At 63.6% G+C, this 17799-nt stretch carries 16 protein-coding genes; 6 read left to right on the top strand and 10 right to left on the bottom strand.

Translation table 11 applies throughout. The features are described from left to right. Window positions 1-2 precede the first annotated feature (2 nt). The 3 genes from HAHE_RS13635 to HAHE_RS13625 are packed head-to-tail and all read right to left on the bottom strand — an operon-like array spanning window position 3 to window position 2731. Window positions 3-1031 carry a stilbene synthase gene (locus HAHE_RS13635; RefSeq protein ID WP_338685175.1) on the bottom strand — a complete coding sequence of 343 codons (1029 nt, stop codon included), beginning with the start codon at window positions 1029-1031 and terminating at the stop codon, window positions 3-5. Window positions 1032-1033: 2 nt separating this feature from the next. After that, complete coding sequence (locus HAHE_RS13630) at window positions 1034-2050, bottom strand: NAD(P)/FAD-dependent oxidoreductase (protein ID WP_338685174.1); 1017 nt, start codon at window positions 2048-2050, stop codon at window positions 1034-1036. Between the two features lie 48 nt (window positions 2051-2098). Further along, complete coding sequence (locus HAHE_RS13625; protein WP_338685172.1) at window positions 2099-2731, bottom strand: hypothetical protein; 633 nt, start codon at window positions 2729-2731, stop codon at window positions 2099-2101. 88 nt (window positions 2732-2819) lie between these two features. Between HAHE_RS13625 and HAHE_RS13620 the strand changes: the two genes are divergently transcribed. Beyond that, the gene (locus HAHE_RS13620) at window positions 2820-3524 is read left to right on the top strand and encodes a hypothetical protein (RefSeq protein WP_338685170.1); all 705 of its coding nucleotides are present in this window, start codon (window positions 2820-2822) and stop codon (window positions 3522-3524) included. 46 nt (window positions 3525-3570) lie between these two features. Here the strand turns inward: HAHE_RS13620 and HAHE_RS13615 are convergent, their stop codons facing one another. Genes HAHE_RS13615 through HAHE_RS13600 form a run of 4 tightly spaced genes read right to left on the bottom strand, consistent with a single transcriptional unit; the run spans window position 3571 to window position 6446 of the window. After that, window positions 3571-4422: a patatin-like phospholipase family protein gene (locus tag HAHE_RS13615; protein WP_338685168.1), complete on the bottom strand. Its 852-nt coding sequence runs from the start codon at window positions 4420-4422 to the stop codon at window positions 3571-3573. After that, window positions 4415-5419, bottom strand: a complete 1005-nt coding sequence (locus tag HAHE_RS13610) for a lysylphosphatidylglycerol synthase transmembrane domain-containing protein (RefSeq protein ID WP_338685166.1) — start codon at window positions 5417-5419, stop codon at window positions 4415-4417. The genes HAHE_RS13615 and HAHE_RS13610 overlap by 8 nt, the downstream gene beginning before the upstream one ends. Window positions 5420-5446: 27 nt before the next feature. Further along, entirely contained in the window at window positions 5447-5701 is a 255-nt protein-coding gene (locus tag HAHE_RS13605; protein ID WP_338685164.1) for an acyl carrier protein, read from the bottom strand. A 19-nt stretch (window positions 5702-5720) separates the two neighbouring features. Continuing rightward, a complete protein-coding gene (locus tag HAHE_RS13600) occupies window positions 5721-6446 on the bottom strand; it encodes an SDR family NAD(P)-dependent oxidoreductase (protein WP_338685163.1) in 726 nt (241 codons plus the stop codon). 103 nt (window positions 6447-6549) lie between these two features. On the opposite strand from HAHE_RS13600, the gene HAHE_RS13595 reads away from it, so the two are divergent. From HAHE_RS13595 to HAHE_RS13585, 3 genes are read left to right on the top strand one after another with little or no spacing between them, the layout of a single operon-like run. Further along, entirely contained in the window at window positions 6550-7227 is a 678-nt protein-coding gene (locus HAHE_RS13595) for a FadR/GntR family transcriptional regulator (protein ID WP_338685161.1), read from the top strand. A 53-nt stretch (window positions 7228-7280) separates the two neighbouring features. After that, window positions 7281-7850 carry a sigma-70 family RNA polymerase sigma factor gene (locus tag HAHE_RS13590; RefSeq protein ID WP_338685160.1) on the top strand — a complete coding sequence of 190 codons (570 nt, stop codon included), beginning with the start codon at window positions 7281-7283 and terminating at the stop codon, window positions 7848-7850. Continuing rightward, entirely contained in the window at window positions 7847-9397 is a 1551-nt protein-coding gene (locus tag HAHE_RS13585) for a LamG-like jellyroll fold domain-containing protein (RefSeq protein WP_338685158.1), read from the top strand. The genes HAHE_RS13590 and HAHE_RS13585 overlap by 4 nt, the downstream gene beginning before the upstream one ends. A 24-nt stretch (window positions 9398-9421) precedes the next feature. On the opposite strand, the gene HAHE_RS13580 is transcribed toward HAHE_RS13585, so the two are convergent. Then, window positions 9422-10021, bottom strand: coding sequence for a YdcF family protein (locus HAHE_RS13580; RefSeq protein WP_338685157.1), 600 nt, complete (start codon window positions 10019-10021; stop codon window positions 9422-9424). A 164-nt stretch (window positions 10022-10185) separates the two neighbouring features. On the opposite strand from HAHE_RS13580, the gene HAHE_RS13575 reads away from it, so the two are divergent. Together HAHE_RS13575 and HAHE_RS13570 are read left to right on the top strand one after the other, a co-directional pair. Then, window positions 10186-14142: a hypothetical protein gene (locus tag HAHE_RS13575; RefSeq protein WP_338685156.1), complete on the top strand. Its 3957-nt coding sequence runs from the start codon at window positions 10186-10188 to the stop codon at window positions 14140-14142. 14 nt (window positions 14143-14156) lie between these two features. Further along, entirely contained in the window at window positions 14157-14861 is a 705-nt protein-coding gene (locus tag HAHE_RS13570) for a hypothetical protein (RefSeq protein WP_338685155.1), read from the top strand. Between the two features lie 250 nt (window positions 14862-15111). Here the strand turns inward: HAHE_RS13570 and HAHE_RS13565 are convergent, their stop codons facing one another. Next, a complete protein-coding gene (locus tag HAHE_RS13565) occupies window positions 15112-16263 on the bottom strand; it encodes a Gfo/Idh/MocA family oxidoreductase (protein WP_338685154.1) in 1152 nt (383 codons plus the stop codon). A gap of 175 nt (window positions 16264-16438) precedes the next feature. After that, window positions 16439-17758: a hypothetical protein gene (locus tag HAHE_RS13560; protein ID WP_338685153.1), complete on the bottom strand. Its 1320-nt coding sequence runs from the start codon at window positions 17756-17758 to the stop codon at window positions 16439-16441. Between the last annotated feature and the right edge of the window lie 41 nt (window positions 17759-17799).

Here is a 17799-nt window from a genome sequence, read left to right as displayed (position 1 = left end):
ATTCATGATTCCCGCCACATCTCGCATGAGTGGGCGGCGAATCCGGCACCGAAGGCGGTGAGCCACCAGCGCGAGTCGCCGTTCGCTCCGGCAAGCGCACGTTCGAGCGCGAACATGACCGACGGACTGCTCATGTTGCCGCATGTCTCGAGCACATCGCGGGTGTCATCAAGCCGGTGCGGCAGGACTTCCTCGATCGCCTCGATCACGTCACGCCCTCCGGCGTGCGCGAGCACGCGGTCCGGCTCACCACTACGTTTGCCGTAGAGTTCCGATACCGCCTCCGCTGCGAGTCCGGGCACCGCACGGTCAAGTTGGTTGCGCAACTTCCCGTCCGCATTCACAAACCGGATCTTCTCTCGGTTCTGCGGGTGGTGGACCGTCGAGAAATTCCCTGCCCGCCATCTTCCGTCGCCCGGCTTGTCCGACCAGATCGCCGCCGCCGCACCATCGCCGAACAGGCACAGCGAGATCAGCACACCCGGATCGTCGTCGGCATAGAAGGCCGCCGAGCAGACTTCCACCGCAATGGTCGCGACCTTTGACCCAGGCTTGGCCGCAAGCAGCCCCTCGGCACTCCGCATCATCGGGATCGCGGCGCCGCAACCGAGACCGACCAGGTCCTGCAGGTAGGCATCGGGCCGGATCCCGAGTTTCTCCGCGACATGGCTGCTCACCCCCGGGCAAAGGTAGCCGGTGCAGGTGCAGATCAGGACCGCATCGAGATCCGTGGCCGCGAGACCCGCTTCATCGAGCGCCTTCGACAGGGCCTCTCCCGCCAGCACCGGCGCCTCGCGCTCGAAGAACTCGTTCAGCTCCTGGGCGCCGCGTTCGACGACCGGCGCAATTTCCGGCAGGCAGAAATGGCGGGTGCCGATTCCCGAGGCGCCGTTCGACAGCACTTTGTTCAGGATCGATCCGGAGCGTGGCTTGAGGGAATCAAGAAGGCCCGATTGGCGAAGTGCGTCGAGGCACTCCGGCTGGGTGAAGGCATGCCGCGGCAAGGCGGTGGCGATGGATTCGAGGAACATGATCAACGGACGAGCGAAAGCAGCGGGCGGAATGGCAAAAGACCCGAGCGGGCGATTCCCTCAAGCAGTGATTGCCCGCGGGCATGAAGCAAAAGCCGGTGCATCGCGAGCGCGTGCCGGAGACGGCGACGAAAGCGTGAGCGCGCTGCGGAGTGGATCGAGGTCACCGCATCGGGCCACGCAAGCTGCCCGGCGCTCCACTCCTCCAGCGGCTGAAGCGCCATCTCGGCGCCTTCCAAAGCCATGCTCATGCCATTACCGGTGAAGGGAGGAATCATCCCGATCGCGTCGCCAACGGCGCACAGCTCCGGATTCCCCGACTGCCAGCCGAGCTCGAATCCGGCGACACCGAGGAAGGATCTCTCATCCCGCCCGGCCGCAGCGATGCGTTCCGACAACTCGCCGTTTCCGCCCCGGCGGAGATATTCCAACAGCAGGTCGCTGCCGTCGGCCCGGATGCCACGATCGAGACGGAACAAGCCGCAGGCATTGACGCGTCCATCTTCGACAGGCGTCAGACCGAGGTAGCCGTTGTCGCCGAGATGCATCTCCAGGCCGTCGCTCATTGAAAAATCAAGCAGGTGGCACTTCAGTCCGATCCACGAGCCGCGGGTGGGCAATCGTCCGGCCGCCCACACCAATCCATCACGCGGCTCACAGGCAACCCGCGACTTCTGGTGCACCACCCCACCGGCCGATTCCAGACGTTGCCGTAAGCGATCATCCAGCCGATGCCGGGAAATCGCGACCGCCGGCTCGGGCAGTTCGGTCGACATCAGCTCGCGACCTTTGCGGTGCCACGACACGGATCGGTGGCGGTGGGCATCGGCCAGGTCCTCAACCAAGCCAAGCGCCGAAAGAGTGTCCCCGCTGACTCCCGAAATGAACTCCCCGCACACCCGGTGGCGAGGATAGGCGGCCGCCTCATGAACCGTGACCGGCACTCCGCGCCGACGCAATCCGAGCGCCAGCGCCAATCCCGCCAGGCCACCGCCCGCTACCGTCAGTCCCTCATTCAACGCCGCAAGCTAGCATCCTCCCCCGTCGGCGCCACTCCGATCGTCAGCTCACTTTTTCTTCATGGCCCGCCAACGGAGACTGCCCCGAAAAGACGCCTTCTCACCAATGCGCCAGCCACCGGCATCGAGCCCGAGAAGCCCCGCAAGTTCACGCCTCGCGAAGCCTGCACGGATGCTCGCCAGCATGTCGTGCCTCGTGACCCGTGTGACCAAAGGCTGCATGCTGAACCCCAAGGCCAGCGAACCGGGCGAGCGCCACGGCTCCACCGCGATCACCACATCGAAGCCTGACATCCGACGACCCAATTCCCGGAGAGCATTGGCCTCGAAGTGGTGCAGGAACAGGTTGGCGACGAGGATTCCTCCACGCATTCCGGCAGCCTTCATCACGTCCCCCGATTGCCAATCGATCGCATCCGGCAGCCCGTCGGGACGCGGGACCAGATCAACGCCGGTCGCGGGTCCGAAGCGTGACATTCTCTCCAACAGGCATCCCTCGCCGGCGCCCCACTCGACGATTCCCTTTGCCGCCGCCTGCGGATGCTTGGCCACTTCGCGCAGGATCCAACGCTCGTTCCCCATCACGAAGTTGATGCGCCGCAGATCAACGCGACTGGCGATCGCCCTCGGATCATCCGAGGGCAAGGTGTCGAGGATCTCCGGCTCCACCAGACGTTTCATCGCGGGAACCATCGCCGTTTGTCCGGACTGCACAAGCACGGCCGGTCCTTGCCAAGCCGGGTCACCACGCTACTGATGCGGCGTCCGCATGAAACGTCTGCTGCTCCTCGCCCTCTCGCTGCTACTGAGTTCGTGCTTCGATATCCGCGAGGAAATCTGGATCCAGGCGGATGGCGGCGGCCGCGCGATGCTCGACTACACCGTGCCGTCAGCGGCGATGGCCCTCGTCGGAGGCGAAGCCGGCATGCGCGAGGAGATCGACAAGCTGCTCGCGGAAGCACCCGACCTCCGGCTCGATGCGTTCACGGTGACGCCATCGGACGACGGATTCCGCGTTCACATGGAAGCCTCGACCGACTCGATGCTGTCGCTGATGGACCTGCAGGAAACGGAGGCGTTCGAGGATCTCCCGGAAGCGGGCAAGGACCTGTCGGGCAGTTTCGATGTCGTCGTCGCGGGCCTCGACGTGAAGGTCAGCCGCAGGATTGAAATGGGCGATGCGCTTGGCCCGGCCGCTCTGTTCATCGGCTCGGACGACCGGGACTCGCGGATCATGGAATACGTGATCCACCTGCCGACGGCCGCCAAGGAGCACAACGCCGACGAGGTGACCGACCGCGGCAAGACCCTGATCTGGAAAAGAACATTGGGGCAGGCGCTGAGGGACCCGATCGTCACGCGTTTCCGTGCCAAGATTCCCCTGCCGTGGTGGGTGATCCCGGCAGCCATCCCGATCATCGCGCTGCCGGCAATCGCGCTGGTCCGCTGGATCCGCCGTCGGAAGCGGGCCTGATGGTTTAAGTCACGCAACGCGCCCTTTCCCGGATAGTGCCCGACCGTCAGTAGGCCATCGGTTCACCACGGGGCGAGGGCGTTCCGCTTCCCGCCTCCAACCACTGCCGGGCGGTCTCTCGGCCCGCTTCGATGCGCATTCGGGCATCGGCGGCACGATGGAAAATCTTCTGTGCGGGAAGGTTCGTATCAAGAAACACGACCTTCTTTCCCGATGCCTCGGCCAGCTCCCGCCGCTGCTCCCACAGCTCCGCATTCGGGATCGCATGGCAGACCCCCATCACCGCGGCGGGACTGAAACGCTCCGGGGGAGCGATGGGATAGCGAACGCGATGCACCAGGACGGTCTCGACCTCCGGATCCCCGAGCCACTGGATGAAGGGTTGCTCATTCGCCACGCCACCATCGACATACCAGTCGCCATCGATCTGTCGGGCGCGGTAAAGCAGCGGCAGCGACAGGCTGGCGAGGACAAACTCAACCAGCGGCCCTTCGGTGCGGAGCTCGCTGCGTCGCCGGGTCAGGTTGGCGACCGCGATCTGGAGGTCCGGGCCCTTGAGATCCTCGATCCTCCGATCGCCGAGCAGCCGGGCCAGCCGCTTCTTCATCCGGTTGCCGCCGAGGATCCCGTTGGCGTATGACCACGTGATCACCCCCGGCAGCCTCAGCGGCGCGAACAGGTCGAAAAAGCTCCGGCGAAAGTTGAGCGTGCAGATTTCATCGAGCAGGGCCTCACCCCGCAGACCGCCACACCAGAGTGCGCCGGCCAAGGCACCGGCCGACGACCCAGCGACCTTCACCGGCGTCACTCCGGCTTGGTCGAAGGCATCCAGAAACCCGCAGTGCGCGTAGTGGCCGAGCAGCGACGAGCCGAGGCAGATGGCAATTCGCTCACCCATCTTCCGCAACGGCCAATTCTTCGATCTCCTCGACCTTCGCACGGTCCCGCGGCCTCAGGAAAAGCAGGCCTCCGAGCAGCGCCCAAACCAACGAACAGAAAAAGCCGATCAACCCGGCCGCGACCGCCACGTCCGGCGCCATTCCGGTGAGATCTTCCATCAGGATCTTCAGCGAGATCTCCCGCACCCCGAGGCCCGAAATCGAAAGCGGCAGCGCGCTCAGCATGTCGACCACCGGCATCGCGACCAGCACCGGCCCGGCATCGACCATCGAACCCGCGGCGCGGGCACCGCACCAGAAGGTGGCGTAGTAAACCGGCAGCATGATGGCCGCCGCCACCAATGCGAGCAGGGCGTGCCGCCACTTCTGGCGGTAGACATCGAAGCCGTCGGGCAGCTTCCGGATCGCCGAGAATTTCCAGTTCTTGCTGCGGGCGTGGACACGGTTGTTGATCGGCGGGTAGGCCATCACGAACATCAGGGCCATCAGCGCGACACCGCCGCTGAAGAACGCCCAAGCGAAGCGCAGGATGCCCTTGGTTTCCGCGCTCTGGCTCGCCAGCGCGTCGAAGCGACCGGCCGTGAGTGCGAAGAAAACCAGCGCCATCGCAACCAGTCCGACCAAGTGGTCGAACATCACCGTCAGGGTGACCGCCAGCTTGCGCTCCGGGTGGTCGCGGATGAGCAGAAAGATCCGGGCGGCGTCACCGCCGATTCCGCCGACCGCCACGAGGTTGAAGAGATTACCGATCAGGGTCAGCTCGATCGCCCGCAGCAGGGAAATCCGGATGCTCTGCGCGGCGAGCAGCAGCCACAGCCTGATACCGGTCAGCACCACGGTCAGCCCCGCGAGGATCACGCCCGGCACCAGCCAGCCCCACAGGATTTCCGACGGGCGGGAAAGGATCGAGCCCTCCCAGTCGACGCCACGCAGCGCCCACCACAGGCAGCCGCCGGTCAGCACCAGCTTGATCGCGAAGAGGAGCCACTTTTTCATCGCCTGCTCCCCACGGGGCGCTTGGGGTCAGCCCTCGATGGCCTTGGCGATCGTCTCGACGCTTTGGAGGACCGACTTGGCCTTCTCGGCATCGCCGATCTTGAGGCCGAAATGCTTTTCGATGGCGACGACAAGCTGGAGCGCGTCTACCGAGTCGAGGCCGAGGCCGTCTGCACCGAAAATCGGGGTTTCGTTTTCGATCTCCGACACTTCGAAATCGAGCATCAGCTCTTCGATCATCATCTCCTTGATCTTCTGTCGGAGTTCCGCGCCTTCTGCCATCGTTGTCGTGAATTGATTCTCAGTAGATCCCGCCGTCGATCTTCAGGGCGGAACCTGTGACGTAGCCCGCATCCTGACAAGCGAGAAAGAAGACCGCGGCAGCCACCTCTTCGGGCTTGCCGAAACGGCGCATCGGAATGCCCGCCTTGGCCCGTTTCGCAGCCTCCGGATCCATGTCGGAAAGGGCCTCGGTCTCGATGTACCCGGGCATCAGCGCGTTCACCGTGATTCCGGAACGGCCGACCTCCTTGGCGAGGGTTCGGGTCAGGGCGACCACCCCGGCCTTGGCCGCCGCGTAGTTCGTCTGGCCGAGCGGCGGCAGCACCGCGCTGAGCGAGGCGATGTTGATGATCCGGCCGAATCGCTTCGACATCATCGGGCGGATCACCGCCCGGCAGCCGAGGAAAACGGAGTCGAGGTTCGAGGAGACCACCGAGCTCCATGCCTCATCGTCCATCGTCGCCAGCAGACCGTCGCGGTGCATCCCGGCGTTGTTGACAAGCACATCGATCCCACCGTCCTCCTCGACGATCCGTCCGACGGCCGCCTCCCAAGCTTCGGACGAGGTCACCTCGAGGTCGACCAGCTTGCAGCGGTCGCCGAACTCACCAGCCAGCGCCTCCGCCTTGTCGCGCCGGGAGCGAACGCCTAGCCAGACCCGCGCGTCCGGGTCCTTTTCCAGAAAGTAGCGCCCGATCCCGAGTCCGAGTCCGCCATTGCCGCCGGTGATGAGAATGCTTCGCACGCTCCCAGTCTTTCCGGGGGCCGAGGTTTGGCAAGCGGCGGCCGCGCATGTCGGCAACCCCGGCGTTGCGTCCCGCTGCGCCACCGTGCAGGGTTTTCGGCGCATGGAACGCCTCAGCGCCCAGATCGCCGGAAAACTCGAACAGGAGATCCTTGCCGGCCAGCTTCCTCCGGGCGAGCGATTGCCGTCGGAGGAAAAACTCTGCGCCCGCTTCGAAGCCAGCCGCACCGTCATTCGGGAAGCGATCCAGCAGCTCCGTGGCCGCGGGTTGCTCCGGACCCTGAAGGGCTCGGGCACCTTCATCGCCGACTCGAATCTCGAGACGCTGGGCTCGGCGATCCAAACCTACTCCGTGCTCGCCGAGGAGGCCGATTTCCTCGAACTCATCGATTTCCGGATCCTTGTCGAAGGCGAGTGCGCTCGACTCGCCGCCAAACACGCCGGTAGCCGGGCGATTTCGAAGATCCGCAAGGCCCTCGACCAGATGGAAGCGGTGCGGGGCGACCGCGATCGCTTCAGTGAGGCCGACATCGCCTTCCACCTCGCGATCACCGAGGCGTCGGGCAATCGGATCTATGCCGCGCTGCTCGGGGCCCTGGAGAAACGCTGCATCGATTACGCCCAGGCGAACCGGGGCGATCACGACTGGTATGGCGGAGTGATCGACCACCACCGGCGGATTTTCGAGGCCATCGAGGCCGGCCAGCAGGACGAGGCATCCACCGCGATGCGCCGCCATTTGCTGGAATCCCGACGCCAATTCGTCGATCTAGCAGGCTGAGCGGCGAATTTTCCGGGTTAACGCGGCCCGGATTTCGGTCATATTCCCCCGAGATGTCCGCCCAACCGCAAAACGTGACGGTTCTGCCCACCGGCCCTGCCCGGGAGCACGAATTCGTGCGTTTGCTGACCGAACATCAGGACTCGATCCGGGCCTTCATCCACTCGCTGATGCCCGGCAACCCGGCGGTCCGAGACGTCACGCAAGAAACCCTGATGCTGCTGTGGCAAAAGCGCGATTCGTTCACCCTCGGAACGAGCTTCATCAACTGGGCCTTTGCGGTCGCGCGCTTTCGGGTGCTGGAGTTCCACCGCCGCTCGAAGCGCGACCAGCGGCTGGTTTTCAGCGACGAGCTCTTGGACTCCCTCGCCGGTGAGCCGGAGGAAATGGCTCCGCAGCGGCTTGAGGGCACCCGCACCGCACTTCGCGAGTGCCTGGCGTCGCTTTCCGACAAGAATCGCGAACTGGTCCGGCTACGCTACGAAGGCGAGCAGTCGATTGAGGATTTCGCCGAGGACTCCGGTCGCTCGGCCGGGGCGCTCCGGGTCTCGCTTTTCCGAATCCGGAACTCGCTCAAAAAGTGCATCCGGAGCAAACTCGCCGTGGGGAGGATCCACCCATGAACCGGGACGAAGCCGAACAACTCACGCAAGCGCTCTTCGACGGCTCGATTTCCGAGGCCGACTTCGAGCGGCTCGAGACGGCGCTGACCCTCGATCCGTCCCTGCACGACATCTACCGCGACCAAGCGCGGCTCGACTTCCACCTTTCCCAGGAATTCGAATCGCGCCACTCGATGATCCCGGTGCAGGAACGGGCACCCGTCGATGAGATCCTCCGCGAGCGGCAAAAACGCCAGCTGTTCATCTCGCTCGGGACCGCCGCCGCGATCTTCGTTCTTCTCGGAGCCGCGCTCTACATGACGCTCGTCTCCACCGAGAAGCAGCCCATCGTCGTCACATCGACACCGGACTCCCACATATCGATCCACGGCGCGGACGGAAACAGGTCACTCGACGAACTTCGCCCTGGCTCCACCATCGAGGTCCGTCAGGGCGTCAGCGAACTGAAATTCCCGTCCGGAGTCCGGGCCGTCCTCTCCGGTCCCGCGAATCTCACCGTACGCAATGACGGGTTCGTCGAACTTCACGAAGGAACGGGCTTCTTCGAAGTGCCCCAAGCCGCGGTCGGATTCACGGTTCAGGCGTCCTCGCTTCTGGTGAAGGACCTCGGCACCGAGTTCGTCGTCGTCCACGTTCCCGATGTCACCCAGCAGATCCACGTCCTGAAGGGACGGGTGGAAGCGCGTTCCCTGCGGGGCATGAAACATGAGGCGGTGCTGGTCGCCGGCGAGTCGCGATCGATCGGAATCAAGGGCGACCTCGTCGAAGCCCCGCCGGTCGAAGGCTACTACTCGCGCCAGCTGCCCGGCCGGCTGCCCTACTTCCACTTCAGTTTCGATTCGGTTGAGAACGGCAAGCTCAAGGTCGATGGCGAGCACCCGCAGCTCTCGACACTCGTCGCCCGCGCCAAGCAATCCGACGGGCGCTATGCATCGACGCGGATCGTTCCGGGCCGCTTCGGCAAGGCGATCTCGTTCAACGGCAAGGGTGACATGGTCCGGACCAACTGGCCCGGAGTCTTCGGCTCCCAAGCGTTGACCTTCTGCGCATGGGTGCGGATGGACGGAAAACCCAACTACGGCAGTCTCGCCAGCTGGGGGTTCCCGCAGTACTCGGTAAACGACAGCCACCAGTGGAAGTTCCTGATCGCGCCGAATGGCAAGAACGGCACGTTTCTCCGGAGTTCTTGGGGGCATCGGAAGCAGTCCTCGGTTGACGTCGATTTCCAGGATGGCGTCTGGCACCACGTCGCGGTTGTTTTCACCGGCGAGGTTGGCGACGACGATGCCGGCGGGCTCCGTTTCTACATCAATGGTGTGCCACACGAGCCGACCCAGCAACTCGGCGACCCCAGCCCGCCGAGACGGCCGGCCGACCTGTCCTATTCCAAGCCGCTCACCTTCGGCCCTCCGCTGGTCTATTCGAACGAGCCGAAGAAGACCTACTTCCGCGGCACCCTCGACGAGGTGTTCATCATCGAAGGCGCCCTGAGCGACGCCCAGGTCCGCCGGATCTACCGCGAGAACCGCTACGAACCGGGACCCTGAGGGGGCTTTGGAGTTCCGACGCCGCTAGCTTCCCTCCTCCGCCGTCTTGAAGAAGAGGTATTTGAGATAGGCGGGTAGCTCCCGGAGGGTCGAGTAGACATCACGTGGTTCGAAGAACGACGCGTGGGCTGTATAGACCGGCTCGATCCCGAATTTCGAAAGCGCGAGCCGGGACCGCGGGACGTGGTAGAACTGGGAGATGACGAACACGCTTTCCAATTCGCGCTCCTTGATGAGTCGGGCGGTATGCGTGGCGCTGGCCCAGATGTCGACACCGTCGTCATCGACCACCACCGCGGCTTCGGGAATCCCCGAGGCGACGAGATAGCGCTTCATCGCCGTCCCTTCCGGATAGCCTTCCTTGCCGGTCCCTCCGCTCACGAGGATGAGGGGAAACCAGCCTTCGCGGTACAGCTCCACCGCCTTGTCGAGGCGTGCCTTCAGCCGGGGCGAGGGTTCGCCATCAGGGCTGACCTTGTTGCCGAGTACCAGTGCGACATCCGCATGCCCAATCTTGTCGTTGAGGCCACTGCTGACGAGCAGTGCCAAGGCGATGAAAACGAACAGAAAGAGAACAGCCCCCGCGCGGACCGAGCATCTCTTCCAATGGATCTTCGCCGCCATGAACTAAGGGCGCCTAGGGCGCCACCCTTGTAGCGTCACGGTCGGGGCGGCCATTCCCTAAATTTCAAAAGAGGACCCCGTCAGCGCCTCTCCCCAACTCGCGGGAATGTGCAAATCTGTCTGGAATCTTCGGCGGGATTCCGCACACTGGCGGTTAAAACCCCATGAAATCCCTCCCAACCTCCATTGGCAGCCCAGCCAGCGGTCGGTCCGGACGAGACTCCTCGCATCGCGGATTCGCCCTGATCGTCACCATCTCGCTGATGGTGCTCATTTCACTCATGGCCGTCGCGCTGCTCGGCCTGTCGTCACTCACGCTGCGCTCGAGCGATCGCGAGAGTGACCTGGCGGAAGCCAGGGCGAATGCCCGGATGGCTCTGATCCTGGCGATTGGCGAACTGCAGAGACAGGTCGGCCCCGACCAGCGTATCACCGCGCCGGCCAGCGTCCTCGACGACAGCCCGTCGACCCCTGAGATCGACGGCGTGACCCATCCCCACTGGACCGGCGTTTGGGACTCGTGGGCAGCGGGCCGGATAAAAAACGGCGGTGACGAGTCCAGCGACCATCGCACCATCCAAGGATCCTCCAACCCGCGGCAGAACACGAACCGGGGCATGAACCCGAGCTACGAAGAGGGACGCGAGGACCACTTCCGCGAATGGCTGGTCTCGCTCGATCCGACCGAAACGCAGTCGATGGAACTGATCCGCTCCCTCGAGCTTCCGAATTCCCCGTTTCCGGATCTCGATGCGGAAGGCGTGCAGCTCGTGGGCGAGGGTTCGCTCGGCAACTCCGAAGAATCCGAATTCGTCGCCGCGCCGCTGCTGACGATTTCGGATTCGGAGAATGGCAGCAACAAGCCGAGGGGTCGCTACGCATGGTGGGTGGCGGATGAGTCGACCAAGGCTCGGATCATGTCGGACGGTTGGGAAACCGAATCCGAACCCGCCATGTCGGAGCTGGTTTCACGGACCCAGAGCAGCGGAGCCACCGGCCATGAAATCATCGATGCGCTCGCAGAGATGACCGACGAGGAACTCCTCGAACGTGTCTCCAGCCGGAACTCGCTCGAACTCGCGGCAGCGAATGGTGCGGATCCACTTGAGATCCGCCGACACTTCCACGATGTCACTCCGTGGTCCGTCGGACTCATGACCGACGTTCGCGAAGGCGGATTGAAGCAGGACCTCAACGCCCTGCTCGAGCGCCCGATCAGCCTCAACGACCCGATGCACCGCACGCGTCAGGACGACCTGCTCTACTCGTTCGACCGCGAAGGCCAGGAGCGCGTCCCGATCCAGGACCTCGCCGCTTACTACCAATGCTACCGCGACGTCGTCAGGTTCAGCAACCGGTCATCCGGCAACCCGCTGGCTCCTTCGGCCCTGCAGGTGAACAACCTCGACTTCGGCAGCAAGAGCTCCAACCCCGACCTCGGGACCCGGTTCGATTTCACTCGGGAATACACGAATCTCTACCGGATGCCGATTCCGGTGAAGGTCCAGTTCATGCTGAGCTACATCGCCGAGCCGCGCACCGCTGCCGAGAAACGCCAGCAACCGCAGAACCGCGACACCCACAAGCTGCACATCGGCATCAGCCCGTCGCTCACCTTCTGGAATCCCTACAACGTTCCGCTGGTCATGAACGCCGGAACCGACCGGTCGACCCAGCTCCGGTTCTTCAACGTGCCGTTCGGCATGACTTGGAAAAAGGGACGCTGGAGTTCGCCGAAAGCCAACGACCTGGTCTGGATCACCAACCGAAACCAGGAGAATGGCGACCGCGACAACGGATTCACGCTCTACGTCGGCGGACAGCGGCCGATCATCTTCATGCCCGGCGAGGTCCGGATCTTCTCGCTGCGTGACGGCCAGCTCGCCTCTTTCGACGAATTGCGCAACAGCAACGTCTGGAAGAGCAACCTCGAAGCCCACCCGGGCTGGGATCCCCGCGCCTACCTCGAACTGCCTCGCTCCGAACGAAGCAACGACAAACGCTACGTCCAGATCGAAAACCCGGGCGCGACCGGACGCCGGGCCAATGGCGGCGCCCTCACATTCCGGGCCGGTGATTCGATTTCGCTGGAACTGGACAGTGCCGGCAGCAGGCAGATGGCGAACGGCGCCGCGCTGCACTTCTTCATCCGCCAGTCGAACACCATGACCGGCCGCCACCTCGACCAAGGCATCGACAAGGCCCACATGCGCCGCCAGTACCAGATGACCTCGCGCCTTCACAAGGAAGGCCAGACCGTCGATAGCGCCAACGAGTTCAACAAGGAACTCATGCGCGGGATGTTCCCCGGCGGCAGGGAGAAGCTGGTTCTCGACGTGCCGGTGAACTCGATCATCAGAGGTGAGCCGCAGGCCTTCATGGTCGTCAACCTCTCGGCCGCCTGCGAGATCTCGGAAGGCAACGCCGGACAATTCCGGGGACGCCGGAACATCGCCCGCCCGTTCCTCCATTCGACGCCGGTGCAAAGTACCTGCTTCATCGACCGCGCGGATGGCGACGCCGCCTACCAGCACGGCTGGAACCTCTGGCTCGAACCCGTCAATAGCGAGGACGAGGTCGGCGCGGTGTCGCAGAACGGACGCGGATCGTTCTACGGCGGTGGCTACACCGCCGACTTCGGAACGTCGTTCTGCATCCAGCAGGAGGTGCCGCTGACCGCGCCGCAGTCGATCGCCGCGCTCAGCCACGCGACTCTCAGCGGCTACAGCCTGGCCGACCGGGTGCTCGGCAAGTCGGCGAGCGTCCGGGCGGGCTCCAATCTCGGCCCCTATAACGACATCCCCTTCGCCAACACCACCGCCACCGGCGGCAACGGGCTCTTCCCCCGCACCGCGCAGGCCGTCGGCAACTCCTACGCCCATCCCCACATCCCGTCGGACAAGGCGTTCACCAGCTGGGTCCGGCACTTCACCGTCACCGACGGCGCCCGCCGCGTGACTTTCGCCGACCACTCGTATCTCGCCAACAAGGCGTTGTGGGACGAATACTTCTTCTCCTCCATCACCTCCCGCGATCCGCGGCACGTCTCCAACCTCATCAGCAAACGTCGCGATCGGGTGAACTCGAGGGTCTGGGATGACCTTCCCTCCGACTCGAAAACCACCGCGAGGGAGCTGGCCGAGAAGTTCCTCTTCGACAACGAGCGGTTGCCCAATCCCCGCTTCACTCCCTATCGCGGAGATCTGCAGGAGGATGATCTCGATGACTACTTCAGCCGTGGAATCGCCAATCTCGACGGCGCGGAACAGCTGGCATCGCACATGATGATCGAAGGCCCCTTCAACGTGAATTCGACGTCGGTCGAGGCATGGAAGGCCTTGTTCGCCAGCATGCGCGAAACCGAAGTGCTCGTTCAACCGGGGGTCGCGCGCAGTGCCAACACCCGGCTCCGGAACTGGCCGTCTTCGCACGATGCCGTCGAGTCGGAGGGCACCCCCGTCAGCGGCTTCGCCATCACCACCGGCGAACCATGGGACGGCAGCACGAACGATCCGGGAGAACCGGAGCAGTGGCACTCGTGGCGCAGCCTGACCGACGAGCAGATCGACGAACTCGCCAACGCCATGGTCGAGCAGGTCAAGAAGCGCGGTCCTTTCCTGTCGCTCTCGGAGTTCGTCAACCGACGCCTGGATTCAAGCGACAAGGAGTTGTGTTTGAAGGGAGCGCTGCAGGCGGCGCTCGACGATGATGACGTTTCGATCAACGAGGGCTTCCGGAGCCCGGACCGTTCGATCAGTGCCTCGGATGCGAGCGATCTGCGCCAGGTGCGTTTCAGGGAGGCTCTCGAAGGACCGGTCGCCTACGGCAGCATGGCCTACGTCGACCAGGCCGACATCCTCCGCAACCTCGGCGGGCAACTGACGCCGCGCGGCGATTCCTTCGTGATCCGAACCTACGGCGACTCGGTGGATTCGAGCGGCAAGATCCTGGCGAGGGCCTGGTGCGAGGCCGTCGTGCAGCGGGTGCCGGAGTATCTCGACGAGAGCGAACGCGACGAACCGCACACCGGATTCGACAGCCTGCGTTCCGACACCAACCGCCAGTTCGGACGCCCGCTCCGCCTCGTCTCGTTCCGCTGGCTCAGCGGTGAGGAAATCTGATTCCGCTGCCCCCTATGCGACCCCGTATTGCGAGCCTGCTCTCGATCCCCGTCCTGACCTTCCTGACCCTCTCGTCATCGAGCGCCGCCGGTGCCGATCAAGTCGACGTCAAGGTCCTCTGCTTCCCGAAGACCGCCGATGTCCCGACGATCGAATTGCTCGTGGGTCCGGAGAAGGTCGAGGAGATCAAACTGCAGGCGCACGAGTTCACGCTTCCGACAAAGGTCCCCCGACTCCCCGTCTGGAAGTTCGGCAAGAGCGGCACCGACGGGGAAGGCAACTTCACCTTCACCACTTACGCGGAATTCCAACCGGCCGACCTGAAGCGGCAACTTCTCGTGTTCATCCGCGAGGGTCCGAAAAACGAGGACGGCTTCAGGATCCGGGCGCTCGATCCGAAGACCCTTCGCGGCAAACAGTATCACCTTACCAATCTGACGACCGGCCCGATCGCCGGCACCATCGGCGGCAAGAATTTCAAGCTCACGCCCGGCAGCCACACCACCGTGAAACCGGAGGCGGACCGCGGAAAAAACCTGTGCTTCGCCTCCCTTTCCTACCTGAGAAACGGCAAGGCGCGGACCTTCTTCTCTTCCAACTGGAAGCTCCGTGAACGCAGCCGCGTGCTGATCTTCATCTACAACACCTCCGGCCAGCAAAGCCCGCGCATCCACTCGGTGGTCGATCCCGTCCGCCCGCCCGCCGAAGCGAATCCATAAACCGGGTTCTGCAGACTGAGCTGATCTCTCCGGAAGGCGGTTGATGAACCACGGAATACACGGATCACACGGAAATGGGGATCTTGGTTCATCCGTGCCTTCCGTGTGATCCGTGGTTTTCCAAGTCACAATAGGTGGTCGCCTGTGACACAGATCGTCAGGGCACTCCCAAGGGCTGCTGAGAGAGGCCAAAAAAGAGCCCCGGTCGGCATGAGGCCAACCGGGGCACTTGGATGAGTTGGAGGAGGAATCAGGCCTTCTTCACGTCGACCCACTGGCCGGACTTCGCGGAATCGAGCACGGCGTCGCAGACATACTGGGTGCCGAGCGCGTCGCGGAAGTCGGGGTAGCGCTTCTTCGGCTGCGGATCATCGAGGTCCTTGAAGAACTCGTAGAGCGCATGGGTAAAGCTGTGCTCGTAGCCGAGGCACAGACCGGGCACCCACCAGTTGCCGCAGTACGGCTGGTCGCCGTCGCTGACGTGGATATTGCTCCAGCCGCGGCGGTCGCCGGGAACGCCGTGGTCGAAGTACTGGAGCCGGTTGAGATCGTGCAGGTCCCAGAAGATCGACTTGTGCTCGCCGTTGATCTCGAAGGTGTAGAGTGCCTTGTGACCGCGGGCGTAGCGGGTCGACTCGAAGATCGCCAGCGAGCCGTTCTCGAAGCGCGCGAGGAAGGCGCAGGCATCATCGATCGTGACCGCCTGCTTCTCACCGGTCGCGGTGTGAACGCGCTCCTTGATGAAGGTCTCGGTCATGGCCGAAACGGAGACGATGTCGCCGTTGATCCAGCGGGCGGTGTCGATGCAGTGGGCGAGCAGGTCGCCGGTCACACCGGAACCCGCGGCGGCGGCATCGAGACGCCACAACGCCTCGCCGCCCTGCGGCAGGTCTTCCGAGATCGTCCAGTCCTGCAGGAAATTCGCACGGTAGTGGAACACGCGGCCGAGCTCGCCGGCATCGACGATGTTCTTGGCGTGGCTCACCGCCGGAAGGAAACGGTAGTTGTACCAGACGAGGTTCGGCAGGCCGCTGTCCTCGACCGCCTTCACCATCGATTCCCCCTCCTCGCCGTTCAGCGCGAGCGGCTTTTCGCAGAGGATCATCTTGCCGTGCTTGATGCACTCGAGAGCGATCTCGGCGTGCGAGTTGTTCGGCGTGCAGATGTCGATCGCGTCGATGTCGTCGCGCTTCACCAGCTCGCGCCAGTCGGTTTCGTAGGACTCGAAGCCCCATTTCTCGGCGAAGGCCTTGACCTTGTCCTCGCTGCGGCCGCAAACGGCCTGACGGACCGGGTAGTGGTCGGTGTCGAAGAAGTGGGCGAGTTGCGAGTAGGCGTTCGAGTGGGTCCGGCCCATGAAGCCGTAGCCGATGAGTCCGATTCGGATTGGTTTGCTTGCCATGACGTTTGTTGGATGGGAGCGCCGGCTTCAGCCGGCATTGGATTTCGGGATGGATGGATACCGGCTGAAGCCGGCGTTCTGTAGGGGTTGGGGCGCCGCCCTATCGGGGATCGACTCCAGCCAAAACACCGGCACTGAGGCAACCCAAAAGCTGCCCTCGCGCCGGAGAACCGGCCTAGCTCGGAGCGTCAACGCCGGGTGTTTTCGAATGCGCGTGTTGCGGGAAATCGAAGGTCAGGACGAGTGGTTCAGTCCCGGTGTTCTCAATTTCCACGCCACCGCGATCCAGTGCCGACTGGGTGATGAATCCGATCTCGGGATAGATTTCGCCAAGTTTCATGTCCTGGTGGTATCGCACCTCAAGCTTCCCAAGTCGGCCGCGACCGCCGTTCGTGTGGAAAAGCGTGGGGCTTTCCGGACAGAAATTCGTCTTGGCGCCGGGAGCAAGGGTGAGACGCAGAATGGAGCACTTCTGGTCGCCGAGGACTTCACCGTAAACAATCCATTGCGCATCCACTCCGTCGGCGGCGAATTCCTCGGCCGTGATTGCCGGTCGCGAGTTCTTCAGCACGAAGTCCGGGTCCTGATTGGCTTCGAAGTCGAAGGTGTCGACCAGGTATTCCCAGTCCTCGTGCCGGTCCTTCGGATAGTCCTCTTCCCGGCAGGCGTAGAACGCATCCGCCGCGCCGATCCGGCCATCAAGGGTCAGATCCTCGGCCAGGAAATGCTCGTCCATCGTGACGTGCAATTCGTGCGTGCAAAGGTCGGTCGGTGAGTGCAGCACGCCGTTCGGCATCACGAAGCCGTTATCAAGGTTCATCATCGTGTGCGGCGACAGGTGCCGCACGCCGTTGTACTCGCCCTGCCCCCACCGCTTCATGCAGGCAAGGAAGTCATCCTTCGTCACGAACGGGTAAAGACCCATTGCCGTGGTGTGATAATGCGACGGACTCACTCCGGGGTTATCGAAGGAATTGATGTCGTAGACTTCCCACTTCGCCCAGTGGAGGTGGTGGGGAATGGGGTTCAGGTTGTCGAACTTCTTCGACACGATCGGCCACGTGGCTTTCCCGAACAGGGACTTCGCAAAAGCCGTGACCTTCACTCCCATGACGGCCTCCGGATTGGTCTCGATCAGGTCCTGGAGCGAGATGACCTTCCCGTCCGGTGTGAGGACATGTGCCTCTCCTTCACGAAAAGGCGCCTTTCCCGTGCGGCTATCGATGACTCCGGTCACGATGGGCACGGTGCAGCACATCCAAACTTCATCGAGGCCCGTCCCATCCATGTAGTCCGGATAGTACGATTCCGCATCCAGGCGAAGGCGCTTCCCCGGAGTGCAGAAGGTTCGTCCGGCGTAGCGGTGAACGAGCTGCAGCACCCCGTCGTTCTGATTGAGGATGTCATCGAGCATCGCATCCGATGCTCCATCGATGACATCGTGATGGGGATACTCGTGCAGTTTCTCCGCGAGAATTGAAGTCGAAGCAGCCATGGCAGGTTGATCCCGAAGATTAGGTGGCATCTTGGCGACGG

Origin of the sequence: Haloferula helveola (assembly GCF_037076345.1) — a bacterium.
In the GTDB taxonomy this organism is placed as follows: domain Bacteria; phylum Verrucomicrobiota; class Verrucomicrobiia; order Verrucomicrobiales; family Akkermansiaceae; genus Haloferula; species Haloferula helveola.
This window is presented reverse-complemented; position numbering and strand designations above follow the sequence as displayed.